The 24681-nt window shown below is 69.3% G+C and carries 26 protein-coding genes and 1 riboswitch; of the genes, 10 read left to right on the top strand and 16 right to left on the bottom strand.

Going from position 1 to position 24681, the window contains the following annotated elements; translation table 11 throughout:
* The first annotated feature begins 8 nt into the window (after positions 1-8).
* Genes HUX53_RS18145 through HUX53_RS18135 form a run of 3 tightly spaced genes read left to right on the top strand, consistent with a single transcriptional unit; the run spans position 9 to position 2441 of the window.
* Entirely contained in the window at positions 9-398 is a 390-nt protein-coding gene (locus HUX53_RS18145; protein ID WP_217919582.1) for a nuclear transport factor 2 family protein, read from the top strand.
* Positions 395-1693 carry a phosphotransferase gene (locus tag HUX53_RS18140; protein ID WP_176404393.1) on the top strand — a complete coding sequence of 433 codons (1299 nt, stop codon included), beginning with the start codon at positions 395-397 and terminating at the stop codon, positions 1691-1693. Before HUX53_RS18145 ends, HUX53_RS18140 begins: the two co-directional genes overlap by 4 nt.
* Positions 1694-1745: 52 nt before the next feature.
* Positions 1746-2441 carry a DUF429 domain-containing protein gene (locus HUX53_RS18135; protein WP_309237301.1) on the top strand — a complete coding sequence of 232 codons (696 nt, stop codon included), beginning with the start codon at positions 1746-1748 and terminating at the stop codon, positions 2439-2441.
* Here HUX53_RS18135 and HUX53_RS18130 read toward each other — a convergent pair.
* Positions 2438-2890, bottom strand: a complete 453-nt coding sequence (locus tag HUX53_RS18130; protein WP_176404407.1) for a GNAT family N-acetyltransferase — start codon at positions 2888-2890, stop codon at positions 2438-2440. The two genes, HUX53_RS18135 and HUX53_RS18130, sit on opposite strands and share 4 nt — an antisense overlap.
* Before the next feature lie 161 nt (positions 2891-3051).
* Between HUX53_RS18130 and HUX53_RS18125 the strand changes: the two genes are divergently transcribed.
* Positions 3052-3390 (top strand): WhiB family transcriptional regulator, encoded by a 339-nt coding sequence (locus HUX53_RS18125; RefSeq protein WP_176404392.1) that lies wholly within the window; start codon positions 3052-3054, stop codon positions 3388-3390.
* Here HUX53_RS18125 and HUX53_RS18120 read toward each other — a convergent pair.
* The gene (locus HUX53_RS18120) at positions 3387-4316 is read right to left on the bottom strand and encodes an NADPH:quinone oxidoreductase family protein (protein ID WP_176404391.1); all 930 of its coding nucleotides are present in this window, start codon (positions 4314-4316) and stop codon (positions 3387-3389) included. The two genes, HUX53_RS18125 and HUX53_RS18120, sit on opposite strands and share 4 nt — an antisense overlap.
* A gap of 89 nt (positions 4317-4405) precedes the next feature.
* On the opposite strand from HUX53_RS18120, the gene HUX53_RS18115 reads away from it, so the two are divergent.
* Positions 4406-4993, top strand: coding sequence for a rhomboid family intramembrane serine protease (locus HUX53_RS18115; protein WP_176404390.1), 588 nt, complete (start codon positions 4406-4408; stop codon positions 4991-4993).
* Here HUX53_RS18115 and HUX53_RS18110 read toward each other — a convergent pair.
* The 5 genes from HUX53_RS18110 to HUX53_RS18090 form a co-directional block, all read right to left on the bottom strand.
* A complete protein-coding gene (locus tag HUX53_RS18110) occupies positions 4990-5736 on the bottom strand; it encodes an SDR family oxidoreductase (protein WP_176404389.1) in 747 nt (248 codons plus the stop codon). The two genes, HUX53_RS18115 and HUX53_RS18110, sit on opposite strands and share 4 nt — an antisense overlap.
* Positions 5737-5803: 67 nt before the next feature.
* Positions 5804-7261, bottom strand: coding sequence for a hypothetical protein (locus HUX53_RS18105; protein WP_176404388.1), 1458 nt, complete (start codon positions 7259-7261; stop codon positions 5804-5806).
* 66 nt (positions 7262-7327) lie between these two features.
* A complete protein-coding gene (locus HUX53_RS18100; protein ID WP_176404387.1) occupies positions 7328-8113 on the bottom strand; it encodes a sporulation protein in 786 nt (261 codons plus the stop codon).
* Positions 8114-8295: 182 nt separating this feature from the next.
* On the bottom strand, positions 8296-8619 hold the full coding sequence (locus HUX53_RS18095) for a multidrug efflux SMR transporter (protein WP_176404386.1): 324 nt from the start codon (positions 8617-8619) through the stop codon (positions 8296-8298).
* A gap of 31 nt (positions 8620-8650) precedes the next feature.
* Positions 8651-8713: riboswitch (guanidine-III (ykkC-III) riboswitch) on the bottom strand.
* 101 nt (positions 8714-8814) lie between these two features.
* On the bottom strand, positions 8815-10149 hold the full coding sequence (locus HUX53_RS18090) for a UDP-glucose/GDP-mannose dehydrogenase family protein (protein ID WP_176404385.1): 1335 nt from the start codon (positions 10147-10149) through the stop codon (positions 8815-8817).
* 281 nt (positions 10150-10430) lie between these two features.
* On the opposite strand from HUX53_RS18090, the gene HUX53_RS18085 reads away from it, so the two are divergent.
* The gene (locus HUX53_RS18085) at positions 10431-12266 is read left to right on the top strand and encodes an acyl-CoA dehydrogenase (RefSeq protein WP_176404384.1); all 1836 of its coding nucleotides are present in this window, start codon (positions 10431-10433) and stop codon (positions 12264-12266) included.
* A 54-nt stretch (positions 12267-12320) separates the two neighbouring features.
* On the opposite strand, the gene HUX53_RS18080 is transcribed toward HUX53_RS18085, so the two are convergent.
* The 3 genes from HUX53_RS18080 to HUX53_RS18070 form a co-directional block, all read right to left on the bottom strand.
* Positions 12321-13133, bottom strand: coding sequence for a methyltransferase domain-containing protein (locus HUX53_RS18080; RefSeq protein WP_176404383.1), 813 nt, complete (start codon positions 13131-13133; stop codon positions 12321-12323).
* A 770-nt stretch (positions 13134-13903) separates the two neighbouring features.
* Positions 13904-14263 (bottom strand): hypothetical protein, encoded by a 360-nt coding sequence (locus HUX53_RS18075; RefSeq protein WP_176404382.1) that lies wholly within the window; start codon positions 14261-14263, stop codon positions 13904-13906.
* Complete coding sequence (locus HUX53_RS18070; protein WP_217919581.1) at positions 14260-14529, bottom strand: ATP-binding protein; 270 nt, start codon at positions 14527-14529, stop codon at positions 14260-14262. The genes HUX53_RS18075 and HUX53_RS18070 overlap by 4 nt, the downstream gene beginning before the upstream one ends.
* 226 nt (positions 14530-14755) lie before the next feature.
* Here HUX53_RS18070 and HUX53_RS18065 point away from each other — a divergent pair, with 226 nt between their 5' ends.
* Positions 14756-15568 (top strand): helix-turn-helix transcriptional regulator, encoded by an 813-nt coding sequence (locus HUX53_RS18065; protein ID WP_176404380.1) that lies wholly within the window; start codon positions 14756-14758, stop codon positions 15566-15568.
* Complete coding sequence (locus tag HUX53_RS18060; protein WP_176404379.1) at positions 15565-15756, top strand: DUF397 domain-containing protein; 192 nt, start codon at positions 15565-15567, stop codon at positions 15754-15756. The genes HUX53_RS18065 and HUX53_RS18060 overlap by 4 nt, the downstream gene beginning before the upstream one ends.
* 294 nt (positions 15757-16050) lie before the next feature.
* On the opposite strand, the gene HUX53_RS18055 is transcribed toward HUX53_RS18060, so the two are convergent.
* From HUX53_RS18055 to HUX53_RS18045, 3 genes are all read right to left on the bottom strand, one after another.
* Positions 16051-16230, bottom strand: a complete 180-nt coding sequence (locus HUX53_RS18055) for a hypothetical protein (protein ID WP_176404378.1) — start codon at positions 16228-16230, stop codon at positions 16051-16053.
* 142 nt (positions 16231-16372) lie between these two features.
* On the bottom strand, positions 16373-18565 hold the full coding sequence (locus HUX53_RS18050; protein ID WP_176404377.1) for an NACHT domain-containing protein: 2193 nt from the start codon (positions 18563-18565) through the stop codon (positions 16373-16375).
* Positions 18566-19315: 750 nt separating this feature from the next.
* Positions 19316-19657 (bottom strand): hypothetical protein, encoded by a 342-nt coding sequence (locus tag HUX53_RS18045; protein WP_176404376.1) that lies wholly within the window; start codon positions 19655-19657, stop codon positions 19316-19318.
* Positions 19658-19670: 13 nt separating this feature from the next.
* Here HUX53_RS18045 and HUX53_RS18040 point away from each other — a divergent pair, with 13 nt between their 5' ends.
* Entirely contained in the window at positions 19671-20498 is an 828-nt protein-coding gene (locus tag HUX53_RS18040; RefSeq protein WP_176404375.1) for a hypothetical protein, read from the top strand.
* An 81-nt stretch (positions 20499-20579) separates the two neighbouring features.
* Positions 20580-20819 (top strand): DUF6458 family protein, encoded by a 240-nt coding sequence (locus HUX53_RS18035; RefSeq protein ID WP_176404374.1) that lies wholly within the window; start codon positions 20580-20582, stop codon positions 20817-20819.
* 40 nt (positions 20820-20859) lie between these two features.
* Here the strand turns inward: HUX53_RS18035 and HUX53_RS18030 are convergent, their stop codons facing one another.
* Genes HUX53_RS18030 through pdhA form a run of 3 tightly spaced genes read right to left on the bottom strand, consistent with a single transcriptional unit; the run spans position 20860 to position 24310 of the window.
* Entirely contained in the window at positions 20860-22200 is a 1341-nt protein-coding gene (locus HUX53_RS18030; RefSeq protein ID WP_309237300.1) for a dihydrolipoamide acetyltransferase family protein, read from the bottom strand.
* A 5-nt stretch (positions 22201-22205) separates the two neighbouring features.
* The gene (locus tag HUX53_RS18025; protein ID WP_176404372.1) at positions 22206-23183 is read right to left on the bottom strand and encodes an alpha-ketoacid dehydrogenase subunit beta; all 978 of its coding nucleotides are present in this window, start codon (positions 23181-23183) and stop codon (positions 22206-22208) included.
* Positions 23180-24310: a pyruvate dehydrogenase (acetyl-transferring) E1 component subunit alpha gene (gene pdhA, locus HUX53_RS18020; RefSeq protein ID WP_176404371.1), complete on the bottom strand. Its 1131-nt coding sequence runs from the start codon at positions 24308-24310 to the stop codon at positions 23180-23182. Before pdhA ends, HUX53_RS18025 begins: the two co-directional genes overlap by 4 nt.
* Between the last annotated feature and the right edge of the window lie 371 nt (positions 24311-24681).

Below are 24681 nucleotides of genomic sequence, written 5' to 3'. Positions count from 1 at the left end.
GGAGATCCGTGGAACTCGCCGACCGCTTCATGACCGCCATCACCTCGGGAGACACCGACGCGCTCCGCGCGATCTACGCGCCGGACGCGCGGATCTGGCACAACGGGGACGCCGCCGAGCAGAACGTCGACGACAACCTCCGCACCCTCCGCTGGCTGTCCCGCAACCTGCGCGACTTCCGCTACGAGGAGATCCGGCGCGACCCCTTGCCGGACGGCTACGTCCAGCGGCACGTCCTGCGCGGAAACCTCCCCGACGGAACACGGGTCGAGCTGCCCACCTGCCTGTTCGCCACCATTTCCGACGGCCGGATCACGCGCATCGAGGAGTACGCCGACAGCCGCGGCAGCGACCCGCTCCGCGACCTCGCCGCCGCCCAGCGCGCGGCCCGCGCATGACCGCCGTGGAGGCCGCGCTGGCGGCCCGCCTGAACGCGGAGATCACCGGCCTGCGCCGCCTCTCCGGCGGCGCCAGCCGCGAGACCTGGTCGTTCGACGCCGACGGCCGCGCCCTGATCCTGCGCCGCGACCCGCCGGGTTCACCCGACCCGACCGCGATGGCCCGCGAGGCCGCCCTCCTCGCCTCGGCCGCCGACGCCGGCGTCCCCGTCCCGGCCCTGGCCGACCACGGCGACGACCTGGCCGGCTCGCCATACCTGATCATGGAGCGCCTACCAGGCGAAACAATCCCTCGCCGCCTCCTCCGCGAAGACCGCCCCGGCCTGGCCCGCGAACTGGGCGCGATCCTGGCCCGCCTCCACACGATGCAACCCGTCCCGGACCTCCCCGACGCCGACCCGCTGGACGCCCTCACCGAGCACTACACGAACTTCGAACCCCGCCCCGCCGTCGAACTGGCCCTTCGCTGGCTGAACGACAACCGTCCACCAGCCTCAGACCGTCGGACGGTCGTCCACGGCGACTTCCGCAACGGCAACCTGATGATCGACGGCACCACCGTCCGAGGCGTCCTCGACTGGGAGCTGACCCACCTGGGCGACCCGGCCGAAGACCTGGGCTGGCTCTGCACCAAAGCCTGGCGCTTCGGCTCCCCGCACCCCGTAGGAGGCTTCGGCCCCCGCGAAGACCTCCTCGCCGGCTACGCCTCTGCCGGAGGCACCCCGCCCACCCCGGAAGAACTCCACTGGTGGGAGGTCTACGGCACCCTCCGCTGGACGATCCTGTGCCGCCACCAGGCCGAGCGCTACCTGAACGGCTCGGACCCGTCCATCGAGTACGCCGTCCTAGGCCGCAAGGTCTGCGAACAGGAACACGACCTACTCCTGGCCATGGGCCTAACCGAACCCAAAACCGTCCAAGACCCCTTGGAAAAGGCCCAGCCGACCGAAACACCCCCACACGACCGCCCAGACGCGCAAGCCCTCATCGAGGCAGTAGGCACGTTCCTCCTCCAGGCAGACCAACCCGACGACCGCCTACGCTTCCACGCCCGAGTAGCCGCCGCGGCCCTGGCCATAGCCCGCCGAGAACTCCTCCTAGGCGAAACCCACAAGGCCGCCCACGAGCAACGCCTCCGCAACCTCAACTGCGAATCAGACACAGACCTGGCCAAGGCCATCCGCGAAGGCAGCCTAGACACCCGCATGGACGAGGTGACCGAGGCAGTAAGAGCCTCGATCATCGACAAACTCACAGTCGCCAACCCTCGCCACCTATCCCTCCCCGGCGCCTGACCACCACCGGTCGCAAGCACGCACGGCGAACGGTTCGAGGCCATGATGAGGTGTGCTGAACAGCCGCGTACTGGGAGTGGACGCCTGTGCTGGCGGATGGGTGGGCATCGCGCTGAGTAACGGGCCGGCCGTCGCCTACTTCGCGCATCACATCGAGACCCTGGTCACCGCAGCCGACCAGGCCGGGAAAGTCGACGTGATCGCGATCGACATGCCGATCGGCCTGCCGGACGACGGCGTCCGGGAAGCGGACGAGTGCGCGCGCAAGGAGCTCGGCCCCCGCCGTTCGACCGTGTTCATCACGCCGGTGCGGCGGGCGTTCGAAGGCGCGACGCACGCCGAGGCCAACGAGATCAACCGGGAGATCACCGGGAAGGGCATCTCGGCCCAGGCTTTCGCGCTCAAGGGCAAAGTCCTGGAGGTCGACGAGTGGGTCCGGCGGTCACGGTCGCGCCGGATCGTCGAGGTCCATCCCGAGTTGAGCTTCGCCGAACTGGGCGATGGGCCTCTGGACACCACCAAGGCGAGCTGGGCCGGCATGGAGAAACGCCGGGGCCTGCTGGCCGGGGCGGGCATCGTCCTCGAAGGGGACCTCGGCACAGCCGGGAGGAAGGCGCGGGTCGATGACGTTCTCGATGCCGCGGCCGCCGCCTGGACGGCTCGGCGGGTGGCGCTGGGGGAGGCGCGTTGCCTTCCGGCGGAGCCGTACGCCTCCAGTGACGGCGTCCCCTGTGCCATCTGGGCCTAGGTGAGGTGGTACTTCATGCCCATGTGGGAGGGGCGGAAGCCTATTTTCTGGTAGAAGCGGATGGCGTCGGGGCGCTGGCGGTCGGTGGTGAGCTGGACCACGCGGCAGCCGCGGGCTCGGGCCTGGTCGATGGCCCAGTTGATCATTAGCTGGCCGACGCCGGCGCCGCGTTGTTCGGCGGCCACGCGGACGCCCTCGATCTGGGCGCGCTCGCCGCCGGTGTAGGTGAGGCCGGGGATGTAGGTGAGCTGGAGGGTGCCGGCGAGGTCGCCCGCGACCTCGGCGACGATCACCGCGTTGTTGGGGTCCTTCTCGATCGCGGCGAAGGCGGTGAAGTAGGCCTCCGGGATCTCCTCTCCCGGTGTTTCGCGGGTGGATCCGAGGGGATCGTCGGCGAGTAGCCGGACGATCTGCGGAAGATCGGCCGCCGTCGCCTCGCGGAAGGTCACTTCTTGATCACGCTGCACACCTCCCAGGTTATCCGGCCGCTAAGTTGCAACGTTCACGTATGTCTTGTAGTACTACGGGTTGTAGTACTACGTTGAGTGGAGACCACCCCCGCCGAGCCGGAAACCGCACGGTGGTCTCGTCGCGGCGCAGGGAGAAGCCAATGCACAGCAACGAGAACAACGAGAACGAGGAGCACTGGACCGACCACGCCATCTGCCGTGGTGCCGATCCCGACCTGTTCTTCCCGATCGGCTACTCGGCGGAGGTGCTCCAGGAGCAGCAGGACGCCGCCAAGGCGATCTGCGCGAACTGCCCGGTGATCGCCGAGTGCCTCACCTGGGCGCTGAAGGTCGGCGAGCCCGACGGCATCTGGGGCGGGACGACCCCGGAGGAGCGCCGCTACCTGCGCCGGACGGCCGACGCCCCGGTCCGCAAGCCGCTGCCCGTCATCGTGGTGCGCGGCGACGCGTCCGAGTCGGAGCACGCGTCGGCGGCCTAGGGGAGCAGGGCCACCTTCCCCACGACGCGGCGGTTCAGCAGGTCGTCCAGCACCTCGGCCGCTGAGGCGAGAGGTGCCGTGCGGGGCGGCACCGGGGTGAGGTCTCCCTTCGCGACCATGGCGAGGAGTTCGTCGAGCAGGGCGCGCTGGTCCCGCGGGTTCCGCATCGACCAGGCGCCCCAGTCGACGCCGACGATCGCGCGGTTGCGCAGCAGGACCTGGTTCAGCGGGAGGGACGGGATGTCCCCGGACGCGAACCCGATCACGACGTAGCGGCCCTGTTCGCGCAGTGCGCGCAGGGCGGGGTCGGCGAGTGCGCCGCCGACCGGGTCGTAAACGATGTCGACGCCGCCGTCCGACCAGGCGCGGGCCGTTGTCTTGATGTCTTCGGTGCTGGACACCGTCTCGTCGGCGCCCGCGTTGCGGGCGGCTTCCTGTTTGGCCGGTGTTGACGCGGCGGCCAGGACTCGGGCGCCCAGAGTTTTCGCGACCTGGATCGCGGCCAGGCCCACGCCGCCGCCGGCGCCCAGGACCAGTACGGTTTCGCCTGGTTGCAGGTTCGCGCGGTCGCGGAGGGCGAACAGGGCCGTGCAGTAGCTCTGCGTGAATGTGGCGGCGCGTGGGAAGTCGAGGGCGTCCGGGATCGGGACGGCGGAGGCGGCGGGGACCGCCACGCGCGTCGCGAAGCCGCCCAGGCCGCACATCGCCAGGACGCGTTCGCCCGAGGGAAGCGTGCCCGCCACCTCGCTGCCCGGGACGAAAGGCAGCGGTGGCTTGATCTGGTACCGGCCCTGGACGAAGAGGGCGTCCACGTAGTTGACGCCGGCGGCCTCCACGGTGACGAGGACGTGGCCGGGGCCGGGGGTGGGGGCGCCGGTGTCCTTGACGACCACCGAGCCGAGTTCTTCGCAGATCGCTGCACGCATCCGTCCACTATGCCGGAAACGCCCGATGGCACCTTCCGGCCGCCCCGGTCGTTGACCAGGCAGGGACGTCCAGACTTACGGTGGAGAACATGAGCTACACCCCCGACCGGCAACGTTCCGATGAGCTGGCGAAGCACGGCGTGCGCGCGCTGTCGTCGGCGATCCTGATCGTTTCGGTGACCGCGGTGATGTGGGTCCTGGAGGCGTTCGACTACACGACCAACGGCTGGCTCGACCGGTTCGGCATCCAGCCGCGCGACGTGGACGATCTTCCGGACATCTTCACCGCCCCGTTCATGCACGCCGGCTTCGGGCACCTCATGGCCAACACGCTCCCGTTCCTCATCCTCGGGTTCATCGCGGCCGCGCGCGGCATCGGCAAGTTCCTCGCCGCCAGCCTGATCATCATCGTGGTCGGCGGGCTCGGGGTGTGGTTCCTCAGCTCGGCGAACACGCTCGGATCCAGCATCCTGATCTTCGGGTTCTTCGGCTACCTGGTCGGGCGCGGCATCTTTGAGCGGCGGCTGCTCGACATCGGCATCGCGGTCGCCGTCGTCGCCGTCTACGGGACGATGATCTTCGGCGTGATCCCCGGCGACCCCGGCATCTCGTGGCAGGGCCACCTGTTCGGGCTGATCGGCGGCGTCCTCGCGTCCTGGTTCCTGCGCCGCACCTAGTTCGGGCGGACGGTGACGTCGGAGACGACCGCGTCGCGGGAGGTCTCAAGCGCGGCCACCAGGACGCGGGCCACGGTTCCCGGCGCGGCGAAGTCGTCCTCGGCGTAAGGGTGGCCTTCCTGTGCGCGCACCCTGCGCTGCATCTCCGTGGCCGTCCGTCCCGGGTAGACGGTCGTGACGCGTAGGGACGACTCCTCGGCGCGCAGCGAATCGGCCAGTGCGCGCAGGCCGAACTTGCTCGCGGCGTATGCCGACCATTCGGGGTTGGCGCGCAGGCCGGCCGTGGAGTTCACGAAGACCACGTGGCCTTCGGCGGCGCGCAACGCGGGCAGGAGCAGGCGGGTCATCTCGGCCGCGGACACCAGGTTGACCGACAGGTGCTCCATCCACTCGTCGGCCTCCAGTTCGGCGACCGGTGACAGGTGCACCATGCCCGCCGCGTGGACGACGCCGTCCAGCCGCTCGGGCAGCCCGGCCGCCGCCAGCGACGCCTCGATGCGGCGCGGCTCCGTCAGGTCGAGCGGGATCGTGGTGATGGACGCGTTGCGCGGCGGCGACGCCACGGCGCCCGGGTTGATGAGCTGGGTGGCGGCGTGCGCGTCGGACGCCAGCGTCTTGGTGAGGGTTTCGAGCCGCTCGGGGGAGCGGCCGGTGAGGATCAGGTCATGCCCGCGCTCGCGCAGCAGCTCGGCGACCGCCGTCCCGATGCCGCCCGTCGCCCCCGTGATCAGATACGTGCCCATGGAGTCCCATTCTCGTTGATCCCTACCCCGGTGGACGCCCCGGGCGGCGGGTTGGTTCGGACGCGGGTCAGTTCGGACGCAGCACGCGCGTCACGCCCGCGATCAGCGCGGTCGCCAGCACCCAGCCCGTGGTGACGAGCCCGTACGCCACCCAGCGCGACCAGTTCACCGCGTCGTACGACAGCTGCTGCCCGAACGTGTCGAGCGGGATCAGCAGGTCGAGCGTGTAGATCAGCGCGTGGAAGGCGGGCAGCTCGTCGCCCGGCTTGACCGGCCGGGGATGCTCGATCGAGAACACCGTCGTCCCGGTGGCCAGCAGCGCCGCGAACCATGCGAACGCGAGCCAAGGCCGGTAGCCGAACCCGACCGTCCAGTCGAGCAGGTGGTTCCACGCCTTGGCGACCGGGTGCAGGCGACGGCGGCGGGCCCGCAGCTTGGCGAGCTGCACCTTCCGCGCCACGTCGTCGGAGCCGATGCTGTGGTACCAGGCGGCGAGCTGCTCGTACGGCTGGAGGTGGAACTCCTTGTCCCGCGACACCCAGCTGAGCCGGTCCTTGAAGTCGGCGCCGCGCAACGTCTGGTACGACATGCCGTTCAGGTACAGCTCGTCCGGCCAGACGGACGGATGGTCCATGATCAGGTCGATCCGGGAGTAGGACAGCGACACCCGGCCCTGGATCTTCTCGTCCGGCCAGAGGAGCAGCTCGTCCGCCACGATGTGGCTGGCGTGCAGCGCCATCCGGGACGGGTCGGTGGCGTCCAGGCGCGCCCGGGAGAACGACAGGATGCCGTTGAAGCGGGCGCTGCGCAGCCGGACGGTGCCGAGCGCGGTGAAGCCGTTGCTGAACTCGGCGGCGTCCTCGACCACCATGTTCTGCGCGTCCAGCGCGATCCGCCCGGGGTTGGACAGCGTGGTGCGTTCCATGAACAGGCCGCCGTTCATCCGCGCCCCGACGAACCGGACGCCGCCGGTGATCTCGGCGTCGCGGATGAACGTGCCGACGTCCACGACGAGCCCGCCGCTGAAGATCGCCCACCGGTTCGGGCCGGACGCGGTGATGCGCGTCCCGTTCATCCGGAGGCCGCCGCTGAGCTGCGCCCTCGGCAGCCGCACCTCGCCGTCGATGTGCGACCCGGACAGGCTGAGATAGCCGTCGGCGCGCAGTCCGCCGCCGTCGAAGCCCGGCATCCGGCAGCCGGACAGCCGCAGCTGGCGGGTCTCGGCGTTGGAGAAGTCCGGTTCCTCGACGAGCCGGCAGTCCTCCAGCCGCAGCTCGTGCTCGACGGTGCCGCCGGTCACGTCCAGCTGACCCGTGACGTAGGCGCCGCGGAGCCGGACGGCCGCGACCGCGCCCGCCCGGGTGTCGCAGGCGCCCAGCAGCAGCTTGGTGATGATCTCGGCGCGGACGATCCGGTCGGGGTCGGGGCCGGCGGGGCAGCCGTCGCCGAGGACGACGGTGGCGCCGGTCGGGAACGCGGCCCACAGGCGCCGTTCCGCGTCGTTCAGTCCGGGGGGCTGGGGCACGGAACCTCTTTCCACGCGGCGATCCCCTCCGCGATCAAGATCGCGGAGGGGATCCCATGATGGCGTCTAGAAGAAGCCGCGGCGACGGCCGGCCTCCTGCAGGAAGCCGTCGAGCTGCCGCTCCCAGTCGGTGTGGTCGACGCTCGCGTAGTCGACGGTGAACCGGCTGAACGCGTCGTGCCCCTCGGTGAACACGCCGCCGCGCTTGTCCAGCTCCAGCACGACCTCCATGGAGTGCGGGTTCGACACGAACGTCACTTCGAGCTGCTTGATGCCGCGCGCGTACTGGCCCGGCGGGTAGAACTCGATCTCCTGGTAGAACGGCAGCTCCTGGTGGACGCCCCAGATGCGGCCCTTCTCGCAGTCGGCGTTGCGGAACTGGAAGCCGAGGTTGGAGAACGCCGCGAGGATGCGCTCCTGCGCGGGCAGCGGGTGGACGGCGATGGGGTCGAGGTCGCCCGGGTCGAGCGCCCCCGCGACCTCCAGCTCGGTCGCGATGCCGACGGTGGTGCCGCGCAGCGGGTGCCCGTACATGTGGGTGAGCGGCGCCTCCCACGGGATGGGCATCTGGAACGGGATGCTGTGGCGCATGCCCTGCTGGAGGCTGAACCCGCCCGCCACGGGCATCTTGGCGTACTCCAGGTTCTGGTTGTACTCGTTGTCGCCGGACTCGACCTCGACCTTGGTGCGGAGGGCGAGGTTCACCGACTTGATGTCGGAGTTGTACTCGCCGCCGATGATGGTGACCTCGCCGGTCACGACGCCGCCCGGCGTCGTGTTCGGGTCGTGCAGGATCGTTTCGATCGACGGGCCGCCGATGCCCATCGCCTGCCGCAGCTTCTTGAAGACCAAGGTCCGGTCCCTCCCGTGTACGAGCACTCGCCGCGCTCTTCTCGTCCCATAGACGTTGTTACGGGAGATTACGTTCCGAGGAAACTGCTGTGACCTGGCAATGGCCGGGTTTTGTGGCCGTGTGCGGCCGTCCGGGGGCCTTGCGGTGGGGCGCGGTCAGTGCCCGCCGCCTCGGGCGGGGTTCAGTGCCCGCCTCCGGCGAGGTTCAGGCCGATGACGCCGAGGATGATGAACGCCAGCGCGACGATCTTGACTACCGAGACCTGGTCGCCCATGACGAGCATGCCGAGCGCGGCCGTCCCGACCGCCCCGATGCCCACCCAGACGGCGTACGCGGTGCCGACGTCGAGGTTCTTCAGCGCCAGGCTGAGCAGCCCGAAGCTGGTCACGGCGAACACGAGGAAGCCGGCGGACGGCAGCGGCTCGGTGAAGCCCTTGCTGCCCTTGAGGCAGAGGGCCATGGCGACCTCGAAGAGGCCGGCGACGATGACGAGGATCCAGGGCATGATCGCGCTCCCGGTACGAGACGACGGTTTGCATGCGTCGTCTTGGCTTTCCGGGTACGGCGCACCTCGTCCGGGAGGGGCGCGGCCCCTCACCACCACCAACGCCCCACTCCCCCCGCCCGTTCCCGTTGACTTGCGGAGTGTTGTTGTTATGGGACGGCGGATGACAACAACACGCCGCAAGTCAACGAGGGGTTAGGAGCGGCCCAGCGCGCGGTACTCCCAGCCCGCTTTGCGCCATTGGGCGGCGTCGAGCGCGTGCCGTCCGTCGACGATCCGGCGGTGCCGGACGACCTGGGCCAGCGCCGCCGGGTCGACCTCCCGGAAGTCCGACCATTCGGTCAGCAGGACGACGACGTCCGCGTCCTGCGCGACGTCCATCGCGCTGTCGCCGTACCGCAGCTCGGGGAACGCGGTGCGCGCGTTGCCGAGCGCGGCCGGGTCGTAGACGCGGACGTCTCCGCCGAGGCCGTGCATCGTGCGCGCCACGTCCAGCGCGGGCGCGTCCCGGATGTCGTCGGAGTTGGGCTTGAACGCCGCGCCCCACGCGGCGATGCGCCGGCCGGTGAAGTCGCCGCCGAGCAGCTCCCGGACGAGGTCGACCGTGCGGGCGCGGCGGCGCCGGTTGATGTCGTCCACCTGGCGCAGGAACGACACGGCCTGGCCGACGCCGATCTCCTCGGCGCGGTGCGCGAACGCGCGAATGTCCTTGGGCAGGCAGCCACCGCCGAAGCCGAGGCCCGGTTTGAGGAACTTGCCGCCTATGCGGTCGTCCAGCGCGAGCGAGTCGGCGAGATCTTTGACGTCGGCGCCGACCGCCTCGCAGACCTCCGCCATCGCGTTGATGTAGGAGATCTTGGTGGCGAGGAAGGAGTTGGCGGCGACCTTGACCAGCTCGGCGGTCGCGAGGTCGGTGCGGACGACCGGGGTCCCGAGGTCGAGGACGGGCTTGAACGCCGCGCGCAGCCGCTCGTCCGCCCAGTCGGAGGTGACGCCGAAGACCAGCCGGTCGGGGCGCAGCGTGTCGTCGACGGCGAAGCCCTCGCGCAGGAACTCGGGGTTCCACGCCAGCTCGACCGCTTCGCCGGCGGGCGCCAGTTCCTGCACGACGCCGGTGAGCCGCTGCGCCGTCCCGACCGGCACGGTGGACTTGCCGACGACGAGGGCGCGGCGGCGCAGGTGCGGGGCGAGGGCGCGGAGGGCGGCGTCCACGTAGGTCAGGTCGGCGGCGTCCGAACCGGTCTGCTGGGGCGTCCCCACGCACACGAAGTGGACGTCGCCGAAGGCGCCGGCCTCCTCGAACGAGGTGGTGAACCGGAGCCGGCCGGAGTCCAGCGCCTTGGTGAGCAGCTCGGGCAGCCCGGGCTCGAAGATCGGGACCTCGCCGGACGCCAGCCGGTCGATCTTGGCCTGGTCGACGTCCACGCCGAGGACCTCGAAGCCCAGCACGGCCATGCAGATGGCGTGCGTGGCGCCGAGGTAGCCGGTCCCGATGACGGTCAGCCGCGGGATCTCGGGCTCCTCCTTCATGTGCACCTCCTCGTGCCTCACGATGTTCACGCCCCCGGTCGATCTTCCCACCACGCCCCGGCGGCGCGCGGTAGGGGCTGCTGCCCGATTCGCGCACCTCGTCCGACCTTGTGAGTTGCGTCACGCGGGACGTCCGGACGTGATATCGATGTGTCCTGAGTCCCCCCGATCCGGTCGGTTTGAGTGGTTGCCACTGGTTACTAGCGGGTAGCATGATGTTGAGTTACTAACCAGTACGCAGCGGGACCTGCCGGTCTCCGCCGAACCAGACGGAGTCTCGAATGGGGCACTACAAGAGCAACCTCCGGGACCTGGAGTTCAACCTCTTCGAGGTGTTCAGGCGCCAGGACCTCCTCGGCAGCGGCCCGTACGCGGAACTGGACGAGGACACCGTGCGCAGCATCCTGGACGAGGTGAACCGGCTGGCCGAGGGCCCGCTGGCCGACTCGTTCGAGGACGCCGACCGCCACCCGCCGAAGTTCGACCCCGCCGCCGGCACCGTCGAGATGCCGGAGAGCTTCAAGAAGTCGTACAAGGCGTGGATGGACGCCGAGTGGTACCGGCTCGACCTGGTCCCCGAGTTCGGCGGCAGCGGCGCGCCGCGCTCCCTCACCTGGGCCGTCGCCGAGCAGGTACTGGGGGCCAACCCGGCCGTCTACATGTTCTCCTCCGGCCCCGGTTTCGCCCAGATCCTGTGGCACATCGGCACGCCCGAGCAGAAGAAGTTCGCCGAGCTGGCCCTTGAGCGGAAGTGGGGCGCCACGATGGTGCTGACCGAGCCGGACGCGGGCTCCGACGTCGGCGCCGGGCGAGCCAAGGCCGTCCAGCAGCCGGACGGCACCTGGCACATCGAGGGCGTCAAGCGCTTCATCACCTCGGCCGAGCACGACATGTCCGAGAACATCTTCCACCTGGTGCTGGCCCGCCCCGAGGGCGCCGGCCCCGGCACCAAGGGCCTGTCGATGTTCCTCGTCCCCAAGTACCTGGTGGACGTCGAGACCGGTGAGCTGGGCGAGCGCAACGGTGCCTACGTCACCAACGTCGAGAAGAAGATGGGCCTCAAGGTCTCCACGACCTGCGAGCTGACCTTCGGCGAGAAGCACCCCGCCGTCGGCTACCTGGTCGGCGACGTGCACGAGGGCATCAAGCAGATGTTCCTCGTCATCGAGTACGCCCGGATGATGGTCGGCACCAAGGCCATCGCGACCCTGTCGACCGGCTACCTGAACGCGCTGGAGTACGCCAAGGAGCGCGTGCAGGGCGCGGACATGACGCAGATGACGGACAAGACCGCCCCGCGCGTCACGATCACCCACCACCCGGACGTCCGGCGCAGCCTCATGACGCAGAAGGCGTACGCCGAGGGCATGCGCGCGCTCGTCCTGCTCACCGCGTCCTACCAGGACGCCGTGCAGATCGCCGAGCACGAGGGCCGCAGGGACGAGCAGGCCGAGAAGATCAACGACCTGCTGCTGCCGATCGTCAAGGGCTTCGGCTCGGAGCGCGCCTACGCGCTGCTCGGCGCCGAGTCACTGCAGACCCTCGGGGGGTCCGGCTTCCTGCAGGACTACCCGATCGAGCAGTACATCCGCGACTCCAAGATCGACACCCTCTACGAGGGCACCACCGCGATCCAGGGCCAGGACCTGTTCTTCCGCAAGATCCTCCGGGACAACGGCGAGACCCTGAAGGCGCTCGCCGGCGAGATCCAGGCGTTCGCCGAGTCCGAGGCCGGCAACGGCCGGCTGAAGAACGAGCGGGCCCTGCTCAGCCGGGCGCTGGACGACGTGCAGGGCATCCTCAACCCGATGATCGGGTGGGCGCTCGGCTCGATGGAGAACCCGAAGGAGCTGTACCGGATCGGGCTCAACTCGTCCCGGCTGCTGCTCGGCCTCGGCGACCTCATCGTCGGCTGGCTCCTCCTCCGCCAGGCCGACGTCGCCCTGACCGCCCTCGGCGGCGGCGACGTGTCCGACTCCGACAAGGCGTTCTACAACGGCAAGGTCGCGGCCGCGCAGTTCTTCTGCCAGACCGTCCTCCCGCGCCTGGCCTCCGACCGAGCCATCACCGAGTCCACCACCCTCGACGTAATGGAACTGCCCGAAGAGTCCTTCTGACCGGGTGTGCACAGGCAGGCCCCCGCCGGACCTCCGGCGGGGGCCTGTTCACGTTCAGGACGGATTGACCGGGTTGTCCGGAGAGTCGAGCCAGATCGTCTGTCCTATGGACGTCACCGTGATACCGAATCGCTCGATGACAGGGCTGCCCGCGTCGGTCCACCGCTCCTTGTAGCTGTTCCGGACGGGCTGGGAGATGCGTTGACCGCGCAGCGGCATGAACCAGGAGGGCGCGACGAACCGGCCCTCCGCCCGTCCTCCGTCCCGCACGGTGAGCCGGGCGATCGGGCCGTCGGGGTGGAACGTCGGAGCCCATGGGACGAGTAGGAGCCCGCCCGGCCGCGTCTGCCGCACCCAGGCATAGGGCAGTTCCGCCACTGCGGCCGTGGCGATCATCCGGTCATAGGGCTCGTCCGCCAGACTTCCGGCCTCGCCGTCCCTGATGACAACCTGAACCGGGCAGCCGACCCTGGCGAGATTCGCCTTCGCCTGCGCGGCCACCACCGGGTCGATCTCGATGGTGGTCACGTTCTGCGGTCCGACGATCTCCGCCATCAATGCGGCGTTCCAGCCCGTGCCCGTGCCGATCTCCATGACCCGGTGGCCGGGCTTGAGGCCCAGAAGCTCCAGCATTTGCCGGACGACGTGCGGGGCCGAGCACGAACTCGTGGGCCATATGCCCTTGTCGGCCGCCCCGTCGTCTATCTGCGTCGTGATGGCGTCGTCGGAGTGCACGAGAGCGCGCCACCCGCCCGGGTCGTCCTGACGGCGCAGGGGGACGGCCCAACCGTCGTCGCGGCGGACCCAGACCAGGTCGGGGACGAAGGGTTCACGGGGGACGGCGGCGAAGGCGGCGTCGACGCTCACGCCTTCCCCGACCCGTTGCAGCCGTGGCACGTGACGTCCTGGTCTTTGCTGTCGTTGTTCACGGTGACCGTTCCGCTTCCGCCACACATGCCACAGTTCGTCGGATTCTCGTGCTTACCCATGAGGCTGATCCTTTCAGGTGGCCATTTTGCCCTTAGGGAGTGCTGCCCCTGATCGGGGCTTTGTTGGATGAACTGAGCTGGGGTACTCGTCCATATCTGCCTGGACGGCAACGCTGACCGGAGCCCAAAACGTCACAAGTCAGGGTGCTCTGGCTTTTCGGGGTACGCGGTCACGGAAGTGGTGCCGCGGGCGTTAGGTGGAGGCACGTGGTGAGGAGCCAGCGGACAACGCGACGGGCATGGCTTCCGTGCTGCGCCGGTTGCCGGGTGGCGGACTTCGCGGGCGTCCAGGTGCCGTCTGTCCGCCGTGTGGACGGACAAGGGCGGCGCACGTGCGGCTCGGGTCTGACGTGGGGACGCGGGCGGGGCAGAGCGGCGTGGAGTTGGCGGGCCAGATCGGCGGCCGTCCTGGCTTCGACCAGCCGGTCCGGGAGGAGCGCCCACAGCGACCCGCTGAAATCACCGTGCCAAATGCAGATCCCTGGAAAGGCACGCTGAAGGTCGTCGAGAGCCTGGTCGATGTCGAGATCCAGCTCCAGGCGTCCGATTGGACGCGTGGACAGCGGTGGCACGGGCGCTGAGCGGGCTTGGGGCGGCCGGCCGTACCCAGCCTCGGGAATGTGGGTCATTGCGATACCTCCGGCCGCGTTACCAGGTGGACGGGAACATGCGGTGCTTGAGGAGGGCGTCCACCTGCTCAGCGGCGTGCTTGGCGTCGCCGCAGGGGGAGAGGTAGCTGTGCCGCCCGCGCCCGGCCTCGCAATAGGCCCAGCCGCCGCTCGGCATGGCGTGGACGCTCACGGCCACGCGGACGTGGTCGTCCGGGCTGAACGCGAACACCCACAGCACCGGCGGACGAGTGGGGATCTCGTCGGCTTGGTAGAGCTTGACGTGCCGGTAGCCCTTGGCCTGGACGGCGAGGGCGAGCAGGTCCAGATGCCGGATCGCTGTCGCGCGTCCCAGGCGCGTCCGCCACCGCAGGACGTACCGCTCAACCTGGACGCTCACAGGGCGCACCTGGCCCAAACGATCTTTCCGCCTTCCGTGATCGGACGAGTTCCCCAGTCGTGCGCGAGTTGCGACACCAGCAGCAGGCCCCGCCCCGAGACCGCCTCGAAGTCCTCCGGGCCGACCACCGGCAGCCCGTCCCCCTGGTCCCACACCTCGAGCACCGCAAAGTCGGCACGGGTGTCGCGGAAGACGCGCAAAATGATCTGTCCCTCGCCGTGGCGCCATGCGTTGGTCACCAGCTCACTCACCACCAGGCGCGCCATGAAGTCGTCCCTGGAGCCCCACTCTCGGAACTGTGTGGAGAGGAACTCCCTCGCCAATGCCGGCGCGTTTTCGTTGGGGTTGAGAAGAAGAGTCGGGATTTCTGGGGCAGGTACGGACATATCGCTACGACCTTCGGAACGTCTCCGGTTACTTCGGGTGTAAGCGTGCTCGCATTGAGCTACGCTCGCTACGTTCCGGAAGCCTCCGCAACAAATTGGAGAGGCGATGCTCGCGCGGGAGTCGCTCGATCCTTCAAGATCGATTTGGCACTTCGTGGCGTTCCACCTGCGCCGCTACCGCAAAGCACATGGGATGTCGGGGCAGGCTCTCGGTGACCTGCTTGAGTGCGACCGTTCGACTGTTTCCCGGTACGAGTCCAACACGCTCAGGCTCAAGCGGGAGCACGCGGAGATCATCGACCGCCTGTGGAACACGGACGGCATGTTCACGGACCTGATCGGATTCGCTGAGCTGGCAGACGAGGGCAACTGGCTGCTTGAACTCGCCGAGTTCGAGGCCCGCGCGACACGGATCAGGATGTGGGAATCGTCGGTGGTACCTGGACTTCTCCAGACCCCGGACTATGCGCGGGCAGCACTAAGTGCCGGGACGACGAATGACCTCGAAGTGGACCTTGAACGGCGACTGTCACGGCAGGCGGCCGTGTTCGACAAGCCGAAGCCGCCGAGGGTGACGGCCTTCCTCGGCTGGGCGGCAGTCTCGCAGATTGTCGGAGGCCCAGATGTCATGCGCGGCCAGATCGCCCGCCTGATCGAGGTGAGCGAGCTTCCCTACGTCAGCGTCCGTGTAGTTGAGAATGAGGTGGGGGCTCATCCGGGACTCGATGGACCTTTCATGATCCTCACGGTGGGAAACCGGGACCTTGCCTACACCGAAGCGGCAATGCGTGGCTGCTTCCTGACGGAGCCCTTCGACGTCCAGGAGGTGACACTATGGTACGACTCGATTAGCGACATAGCCGCCCCGGTCGGCCCTTCTCGGGCCCTCCTGGAGGCCGAACTGGAGAAGTACACATGATCCACTGGCGCAAGTCGAGCCGCAGCGGCACGAGCGGCCAGTCCAACTGCGTGGAGGTTGCGAACCTCTCCGGCGACGTCGGCGTGCGTGACAGCAAGGACCCGGGCGGCCCCCGCATCACGCTTCCGGTCGAGCGCTTCCGCCGGCTGGCCGCCGACATTAAGCACGGAGAACACGACCTGCCCTGACACCAAGCCAGAGCAGGCCTCGTGCTGCTGCGCATGTTCTTGTGGACGAGGGCGAGCCCGTGGTCAGGTGGTCAGGCGGCGGCAGATGCTGCGGAGGACCAGGCGGGCAGGGCGGGTGAGCATGAGCAAGCCCGCACTGGGGTTCCGCAAGTGGCTTCAAACCGCAACTACACCCTCGATCATGAAGAGCCATCATGATCCGGGTGCAGGCGGTGAACATTGCGCTCTCCTTACTTCGGCGCCTCACCATCCTTTCTCACACGCTGGATTCGCCGAAGACGTGTTAGGGGCCGTTCATTCGGCGAGACCGTGCAGGGAGTGCGGGCCGGTGGCCTGGGCCCACAGGATCTGGGTGGGCGGGTCACCGATCGCGAAGACCGTCGTGCGGTAGTGGGCGTTGAGGCATCGCAAAGGTCTGGCGAGGTCCCGGTGGTGGGCGGCCAGGAGAACGCGTGCCTGGCGGGGGCACGACATCCCATCAGGGATCAACAGCCCCCGACCACCGGAGAGGGCACGCTCTGACCGTAGGACTCAAAGTCCAGGTGGGGAGAGTGCTCACTCATCAGCGGCTACCAGGCACCGAGTCTGCCCGATCGGCAGCCCTAGCAGGTCTCATTTAGGTGGGGCGGCGGTGGCGTCGGCCGGTGTTGTGCGTGGGTGGGTGGGTTGCGGCGAGGTGGTCGTGGAGTTCGGCATGGCGGAACTGGTAGTAGGGACCGACCGTGCGTAGCAGGCCGAGGCGGTGACAGTCGTCCAGGAAGGGCATCACTCGGTGAGGCAGGTGACCGGCCCGTGCCAGTTTCCAGGTGGCGAACAGGTAGGCCCACCAGGCCCGATGTTTTCCAAACGCGAGCCCGACCGTGAGCCCGAACGCGAGTCCGACCGCGGGCCCGAACTCGAGCCCGTACCTGAGCCCGTCCGAGAGCCCGGTCACCAGCCCGAGCGTGATCGTGATCGTGAGTGCGAGCGCGAGGGTGGTGGTGCTGAAGCGGAGCAGGTTCAGTCTCCGGTCCGTGCGCCAGCTACTCATCGGTGTTGTGGCGTGGTGGGTCGGCGCTGGTGTCGCTGCCCAAGCCATGATCCCCAGCGCGAGCGCGAGCGGGAGCCCGACCCCGAGCCCGACCGCGACCCCGATCAAGAGCTCGAACTCGAGCCCGACCCGAAGCCCGTCAGGGAACTCGGGTGCCAGCCGGGCCATGTCGTCCGGGAACCCGAACACGAGTCCGACCGCGAACTGGCCCGCGAACCCGACCGCGAACGCGACCGCGAATGCGACCGCGAGTCCGAGCGGGAGCCTGGTCGCGAGGCTGCGGACGAGGGCGGCCGAGCGTCGGCGGATGTGCAGGTCGGCGTATCCGGGTGGGTCTTGCGCCCATGACCGTGTGGTGAGCCCGGTCGCGAGCCCGACCACGAGCCCGAACGCGAGCCCGACCACGAGCCCGAACGCGAGCCCGGTCTCGAGCCCGAACGTGAGCCCGGTCGCGAGCCCGACCGCGAGCCCGGTGGTGAGGGTGGTGATTGAGGCGAAGGTGAGTCGGGTGGTGGGTGTGAAGGTGTGGGTGGTGGCGGCCAGTCGCCACCAGGCGAGGTCGCGGGTGCCCTGGCCGCCGGTGGCGGGTTGGGTGGTGAGGTGGTGGGCCAGGTATCCCAGCCAGTGGCGGACCTGGGCGGGGTGGCGGCGGCGACGGGGGCGGAACGGTTCGGCGGAGTTGGTACTGGGAGGACGAGCGTCGATCAGGGCGGGGATGAGCTGGTCGAGCAGGTGGGCCTGGAGCGTGGCGGAAGTGGGGAAGCGGTCCGGGTCGGTCAGTGGGGTGGGGTCGGCGCCGGGTGCGGTGTAGACGGTGCGGACCAGCCACAGTCCCAGCGGAGTGGCGGTGAGCTCGGCCAGCGCCGCCGCTGGCCGGTGCACCGCCTCCTGGCCGGGTGGGGTCTGGTCGGCCAGGGGTGTGGCGCGCAGCGCGGTCAGGGTCTGCTGCCAGGCCGGTCCGGGGGAGGGCGGCAGGCAGCGGGTGAGGTGGTCCGCGGCAGCCGCGGGCGTCAGCGGGAGTGGTTCCAGCACGGCGGCGGAGGTGATCAGGTCCCCGGCGGCGCTGATCGCGGCGGTGAACTCCGTTGTGCGGCTGGTGAGGATGAGCTGGTCGTCCCCGCCCAGGGAACGGTTCAGCGCGTTGATCACCGCGGTCTGGGCGGGTGGGGGCAGCTCGTCCAGCCCGTCGAGGACCGGCAGGATATGCCCCCGCCCGGCCAGGGCCGGTGCCACCTCGGCGCCCAGCTCCGGTGAGCGCAGCGCCGGATAGTCGCCGGTGAGCCGGTCGGCGATCCAGTCCTGCAGGCGGGGGTGGCGTTGGGTATCCCAGCCGGCCACCAGCAGCAGCACCGGGACCGGCTCATCGGCGGTGCGGGTGGCCAGCAGGTGCAGCAGCAGTTGCACCGCCAGGGTGGTCTTGCCGGTGCCCGGTCCGCCCAGGATCACCAGCCGGCGACGCCGGGTGCGGCGGAACCGGTCGGCCAGCGCGCCGATCTCGGCGCTCGATGCTGCCCACCACAACCGCGCCGCACCGCCCGCAGGCCCACTGGGCGGTGCGGCGGACGGGTCGATGTTGACGGCATGGTCCATCAATTCGGCCGCGTCCGGGGTCCGCCACCGCACCGGGATCGGGTCGGGGTCATCCAGCGACCGCAGCCGCGCCTCGTCCTTCCACTGCTGGTCCACCAGCTCGGCCAGCAACTCCTTGGCCTGCGCCAGGGTGCCTGCGACCGGCGCGGAGGCGCCGAGTCGGCGGGAGCGCTGCCAAGCCCACCGCACCGCGCCGACAATGACCACTCCGGCCGTGAGCAGGACCCCCCCCGGCCAGCGGCGCACGCTTCGATGCCTGCCCTATCTTGCCGTGACCCCACTCCAACACCGGCCAGAACGTCCACCCGACCAGCACCAGCACCCCGGCCACCACCGCCAGGACCGCCAACCACGGCCACCAGCCCTTGCCGCTACCCATGATCGCCATCTTGACGCCGGCGCCCCGCACCGCGCAGGTAAAGGTCTGCACACACCCCATCCCGGCTCACCCGAACCCACCCGACGGCCAGCCCGAAACCGGGGGTGCAGGGGTGGTTATGGAGCTTGGGGTCGTTGGTCGCGGCGGTTGTAGCGGCTCGAAGAGCGCGTATGGCGGGGGCTGGTGGCGTTCACTAAGATCGGCCGCGTCCCTCGCCCGTTCCCCCTGACCGGATGGCCGATGCGTGTTTCGCCCCTCGCCGTCTCACTTGTCGGCCTGCTTCTTGCTGCTGGGTGTGCTGATAGCGGTCGGGCCGGGAAGGTCGCTCCGCCGACCGTCACGGTGGGCGGTGCTCCGAGCGCTGCCGCGCAGAGCGGCGGGGCGTTCTCCAAGGAGGGCTGGTTCGGCGGCGCGGACGGGCTGCATGCGCGGGTCGACGTCCGGAGCGTCCAGCGGCAGGCGGGCAAGGCGGTGCTGCGGTACAGCTTGACCTCGCTTGACTCGTCCACGAAGTCCGTGCCGTTCGAGATCGCGCTGATCGATCCGGTCGGGCGCAAGCTCTACAAGCCGACCGGGACGACGAGCGGCTCCGGCTTCACCCCAGGCGCGACGCGGGAGATGGCCGCCGAATACCCGGCGATACCGGCGGACGTCCAGAAGGTCACGGCGATCACTCCGGGGACGGCCGGCGAGTTCACCGGGATTCCGGTGACCGCCTCCTCGGCGAACCCGAGCGTGTCGGCGCCTCCGAGCGGGTCGGGGATGCCGACCACGCCTTCCGCCAGGCCGCCGGCCGGTGGCCAGCCGTCGGTGGGTGCCGAGCCCTTCGGTCGGGACAGGCCCTTCACCGCTCCTACGGCGTCGTCCTCGACTACGCCTTCGTCCTCGCCGTCGACTAGCACGGGAGGCAATCCCGTGGATTTGTACGACATTGTCGAGGGCGAGACCAAGGACGTCACGTCCAGCCCGTCGGAGGTCACTGTCAGCCTGCGCGGCGATGTGCTGTTCGACGGCGACGCGGCGAAGCTGTCGAGCCGTGCGAAGGCCGTCCTGGACGACGCGGCGCAGCAGATCAAGACGAAGGCCACGGGCGCGTTGGCATTCGAGGGGCACACCGGCGAGAAGGACACGAAGTTGTCCAAGGACCGGGCAGAGGCCGTCATGAAGGAGATGAAGACCCGCCTGGGGGACGGATTCACCTACGCGGCGAGCGGCAAGGGGAACAGTGAGCCCGTTGCCAAGGACGCCAACCGTGTCGAGATCTCCTACCGGGCGAAGGCAAGCGCGCGCGGCACGACCTCACCGGCCGCCTTCCGGGCGGAGGACGGCAAGACGGTGGCGACCCGCACAGCCAGCTTCGGTGCGGACAAGAGGCGACTGGACGTCAAACCCTTCTACCGGGACGGCGCCTACATCGTCGCCGTGTTCGACATCGTGAACCAGGGGCCGGGGACCACGCCGTCTGACGCGTCCTATCCCGACCCCAACTATCCGGGAGGCGTGTTCGGCTCGTTCTCCATCCAGGCGCCGGGCGGTAAGGACGTCTACCGCGCCGTCCGTGTGGGCCCGGCAAGGGCGGGCGGTACGAGCATCTACATCGACCCTGGACGCGCCACCTTCCTGACCGCCGTGGGCAAGCCCGACCGTGGGTTCGTCTACCTGCCCGCCCCGCCCGGCAACGTCACGTCGGTGACCTTCAACGCCGGTCCTTTCGGGAAGGTCGACAAGGTTCCCGTCTCCTAGACCACGCCTTCGACGTGTGGCGGACGATCCCAGCGGATAGTTAAAGAACAGGGCATCGGATCGTCCGGCGGAGGTCATCGCATGGGTGTCGGCGTCAGTGTTTTCACGATCACGCTAGGGCTGATCCTGAAGTTCGCGATCAGTGCGGACGCGATGACCGATCCAGTGGACATCCACGTCATCGGCGTCATTCTCATCATCGTCGGCGGGGTGACGTTCGCACTCCAGTTGCTGATGATGTCCCGCGCGCAGCAGCGCGGCCCGCGCTTCGAGAACAGGCGGGACGAGCGCATGTACGACGGCGACAACCCGCCGCGCTGAGACGATTCCGTGGGGCCGGCACGGGGCCGGCCCCACGGAGTCAACTCCAGGCGAGCATGCGGATCGGGTCTTCCAGCATGTCGCCGACGTCCCGCAGGACGCGCGAGCCCAGTTCGCCGTCCACGATGCGATGGTCGAACGACAGGGCGAGCGTGGTGACCTTGCGGATCGCCAGTTCGCCCTCGTGCACCCACGGCATGTCCCGGATCTGGCCGAACGCCAGGATCGCGGCCTCGCCGGGGGTCAGGATCGGGGTTCCTGTGTCCACGCCGAACACGCCGACGTTGGTGATGGAAATCGTCCCGTCGGAGAGGTCGGCCGGGGACGCCTTGCCCGCGCGCGCCTTCGTCGCCAGTTCGTTGAGCGCGCGCGCGAGGCCGGGCAGGTCGAGGTCCTGCGCGTCCTTCACCTTGGGCACGATGAGGCCGCGTTCGGTAGCCGCCGCTATGCCCAGGTTCACGTAGCGCTTGACGATGATTTCCGCGCCGTTCGGACCGTCCTCCCAGGTGGAGTTCACCATCGGGTGCCGTCGGACGGCGGTGAGCAGCGCGCGCGCCACCAGCAGTAGCGGCGACACCTTCACGTCCGCAAACTCGGGCAGTTCACGGAGCCGCTTGACGGTTTCCATGGTGCGCGTGACGTCGACCTGGAGGAACTCGGTGACGTGCGGAGCGGTGAACGCCGAATCGGACATCGCAGCCGCCGTCGCCTTCCGCACTCCCTTGACCGGCACCCGCTCCTCGCGGGGCCCTGCCTGCACGGGCGCCTGGGGCGCGTGCTGCGCGGCGAGGATGTCGTCCCGCGTGATCGAGCCCTTGGGACCCGACCCCGTGATGGTAGCGAGATCGACGCCGAGATCCTTGGCCATCTTCCGCACGGGGGGCTTGGCCAGCGGCAACCCGTTGTCCACAGGCTGTGGACGAGGCGCCGGCGGCTTGACCGTGCCGTTCGTGGCCTTGCGAGGACGCCGCTTGGTCGCCCCCTCCTTGACCCCGTACCCGACCAGCACCGGCTGACGTTTCGGCGGCGCCTCCTCCGGCGTGACCATGCCCGGCTCGTTCGCCGTAGGCACGCCCTCCTCGCGGAGCGCGGCCGTCTGCGCCGGCGGCTCGGACACCGGCGTCGCGACCGCGCCGCCCTCGGTGCCGACCGAGATGATCGGCACCCCGACGTCCACGGTCTCACCCTCGCTGACCAGCAGCTCGGCCACCACGCCATCGAACGGGCAGGGCAGCTCCACGATCGCCTTGGCCGTCTCGATCTCGACGATCGTCTGGCCGTCCTCGACGGTGTCGCCGGGCTGGACGTGCCACTTGACGATCTCGGCCTCCGTCAGGCCCTCGCCCACGTCCGGCAGCTTGAACAGTCTCGGCTCGGTCACCGGCGTCACCACGCGAAGGTCCGGTCGACCGCGTCCAGGATGCGGTCGAGGTCGGGCAGATAGTCGTCCTCCAGGCGGGACGGGGGGTACGGGGTGGAGAACCCGCCGACGCGCAGCACCGGCGACTCCAGCCGGTAGAAGCACTTCTCGGTGATCCGCGCGGCCAGTTCGGCGCCGAACCCGCTGTACACCGGCGCCTCGTGCACGACCACGCAGCGTCCCGTCCGGTTCACCGACTCCGTCACGGTGCCGATGTCGAGCGGGTTGAGCGAACGCAGGTCGATGACCTCCAGCGACCGTCCCTCCTCGGACGCCGCCGCGGCCGCCTCCAGGCACGTCTTCATGGACGGCCCGTACGCCAGCACCGTCACGTGCTCGCCCGGCTGGACGACCCGCGCCTCGTGCAGCGGCGCCCACTCCGTCGAGTCGACGTCGACCTCGGCCTTGTCCCAGTACCGGCGCTTCGGCTCGAAGAAGATCACCGGGTCGGGGGACGCGATCGACTGCTGGATCATCGAGAACGCGTCCAGCGGGTTCGAGCACGACACCACGCGCAACCCGGCGGTGTGCGTGAAGTACGCCTCGGGCGACTCCGAGTGGTGCTCCACCGCGCCGATGCCGCCGCCGCACGGGATCCGGATGACGACCGGCAGCGACAGCGCGCCAAGCGACCGCATCCGCATCTTCGCGAGCTGCGTGATGATCTGGTCGGCGGCCGGGAACACGAACCCGTCGAACTGGATCTCGCACACCGGCCGGTATCCCCTGAGCGCGAGCCCGATCGCCGTCCCGATGATGCCCGACTCGGCGAGCGGCGTGTCGATGACCCGCTCCTCGCCGAAGTCCTTCTGCAAGCCGTCCGTGATCCGGAACACCCCGCCGAGCTTCCCGACGTCCTCGCCCATCATGAGGACCTTCGGGTCGTTCTCCATGGCCTTGCGCAGGCCCTCGTTGAGCGCCTTGCCGAGGGTCAGGGTGGTCACTTCGCCTCCTCCTCGAACGACGCCAGGTAGGCGGCGAACTGCTCCTGCTCCTCCGTCATCAGCGGATGCCGCTCGGCGTACACCTCGTCGAACATCGACAGCGGCTGCGGATCGGGCATCGCCCGGCAGCCCTCCCGCAGCTCCTTCGCCAGCTGCTTGGCCTCGTCCTCGACCTTCTCGAAGAAGCCCGCGTCCGCCAGATCGCTGCGCACCAGGTACGCCTTGACGCGCTCGATCGGGTCCTTGAGCTTCCACGCCTCCTCTTCGGCCTTCAGCCGGTACCGCGTGGGATCGTCCGTCGTCGTGTGCGCACCCATCCGATAGGTGAACGCCTCGATGAGCGTCGGGCCCTGGCCCGTGCGCGCGTTCTCCAGCGCCTTCCTGGTCACCGCGAGACAGGCGAACACATCGTTCCCGTCCACCCGCAGCCCAGGGAACCCGAACCCCTGCGCCCGCTGGTAGAGCGGGACCCTCGACTGCTTCTCCAACGGCTGCGAGATGGCCCACTGGTTGTTCTGGCAGAAGAACACGATCGGCGCGTTGAACACAGACGCAAAAACGAAAGACTCGTTCACGTCTCCCTGCGACGTCGCCCCGTCCCCGAAGTACGCGATCGTCGCACCGGCCGACGGCGTGCCCAGCACCCCGTCCCGCTGGATGCCCATCGCGTACCCGGCCGCGTGCAGCGTCTGGCTGCCGATCACGATCGTGTACAGGTGGAACCCGTGCTCCGCCGGGTCCCAGCCACCATGGTTGACGCCCCGGAACAGGCCGAGCAGCTTGAGCGGCTCAACGTCCCGGCACCACGCGACGCCATGCTCGCGATACGTCGGAAAGACCATGTCATGTTCGGACAGGGCGCGCCCAGAACCGATCTGCGCGGCCTCCTGCCCCAGCAGCGACGCCCACAGCCCCAGCTCACCCTGCCGGGTCAGGGCCACGGCCTCCTGGTCGATCCGCCGCACGATCACCAGGTCGCGATACAGCTCGCGCACTTCCTCGGCGCTGAGGTCCAGGGGATAGTCGGGATGCTCGACGCGCTCCCCCTCGGGGGTCAGGAGCTGGACGAGCTCGGGCTCGGCTCGCTCCGGGGTGTCGGGCGCGCCGCGCACGGAGTCGATCGTCATCGATGACACTCCTCGTTCGGGGCCGGTACACGGGATCGCCGCGCCGCCGGCCGATGTCAACGGCCATCGGCCCCGGTAAGGGACAAAAGCCGCAATGCCATCGTGGCAGACATCACACCCTGCGATGCAAGTCCCGCCACCGTGATCCCTACCCCATGACCCACCGGCGACGCGCCCAACCACCATTCGACAGCCGCGCCCCACAAGGGTCATCTTCGCTGTAACCGCCTGGACCGGGAAGCCCGCCCCCCAACGTGCCGCACACCACCCACAGCGCGCCCCCGCCTGGCATCATTCGACAGGTGCGTTACACCAGGGTCATCCCGCCAGAAGCCCTCCTGGCAACCTTGACCGTCTGCACCCAGCACACT

Origin of the sequence: Actinomadura sp. BRA 177, assembly GCF_013372625.1 — a bacterium.
Classification (GTDB): domain Bacteria; phylum Actinomycetota; class Actinomycetes; order Streptosporangiales; family Streptosporangiaceae; genus Spirillospora.
Note: the sequence above shows the minus strand (reverse complement) of the source record. Positions and strands in the feature narration are given on the sequence as shown.

What these genes read in the sequence shown, in the direction of transcription:
- HUX53_RS18140 (WP_176404393.1), top strand. Translation starts at nt 395, where the DNA reads ATGACCGCCGTGGAGGCCGCGCTGGCGGCCCGCCTGAACGCGGAGATC.
- HUX53_RS18125 (WP_176404392.1), top strand. Translation starts at nt 3,052, where the DNA reads ATGCACAGCAACGAGAACAACGAGAACGAGGAGCACTGGACCGACCAC.
- HUX53_RS18120 (WP_176404391.1), bottom strand. Translation starts at nt 4,316, where the DNA reads ATGCGTGCAGCGATCTGCGAAGAACTCGGCTCGGTGGTCGTCAAGGAC.
- HUX53_RS18115 (WP_176404390.1), top strand. Translation starts at nt 4,406, where the DNA reads ATGAGCTACACCCCCGACCGGCAACGTTCCGATGAGCTGGCGAAGCAC.
- HUX53_RS18110 (WP_176404389.1), bottom strand. Translation starts at nt 5,736, where the DNA reads ATGGGCACGTATCTGATCACGGGGGCGACGGGCGGCATCGGGACGGCG.
- HUX53_RS18095 (WP_176404386.1), bottom strand. Translation starts at nt 8,619, where the DNA reads ATGCCCTGGATCCTCGTCATCGTCGCCGGCCTCTTCGAGGTCGCCATG.
- HUX53_RS18090 (WP_176404385.1), bottom strand. Translation starts at nt 10,149, where the DNA reads ATGAAGGAGGAGCCCGAGATCCCGCGGCTGACCGTCATCGGGACCGGC.
- HUX53_RS18085 (WP_176404384.1), top strand. Translation starts at nt 10,431, where the DNA reads ATGGGGCACTACAAGAGCAACCTCCGGGACCTGGAGTTCAACCTCTTC.
- HUX53_RS18070 (WP_217919581.1), bottom strand. Translation starts at nt 14,529, where the DNA reads ATGGCGCGCCTGGTGGTGAGTGAGCTGGTGACCAACGCATGGCGCCAC.
- HUX53_RS18065 (WP_176404380.1), top strand. Translation starts at nt 14,756, where the DNA reads ATGCTCGCGCGGGAGTCGCTCGATCCTTCAAGATCGATTTGGCACTTC.
- HUX53_RS18060 (WP_176404379.1), top strand. Translation starts at nt 15,565, where the DNA reads ATGATCCACTGGCGCAAGTCGAGCCGCAGCGGCACGAGCGGCCAGTCC.
- HUX53_RS18055 (WP_176404378.1), bottom strand. Translation starts at nt 16,230, where the DNA reads ATGTCGTGCCCCCGCCAGGCACGCGTTCTCCTGGCCGCCCACCACCGG.
- HUX53_RS18035 (WP_176404374.1), top strand. Translation starts at nt 20,580, where the DNA reads ATGGGTGTCGGCGTCAGTGTTTTCACGATCACGCTAGGGCTGATCCTG.
- pdhA (WP_176404371.1), bottom strand. Translation starts at nt 24,310, where the DNA reads ATGACGATCGACTCCGTGCGCGGCGCGCCCGACACCCCGGAGCGAGCC.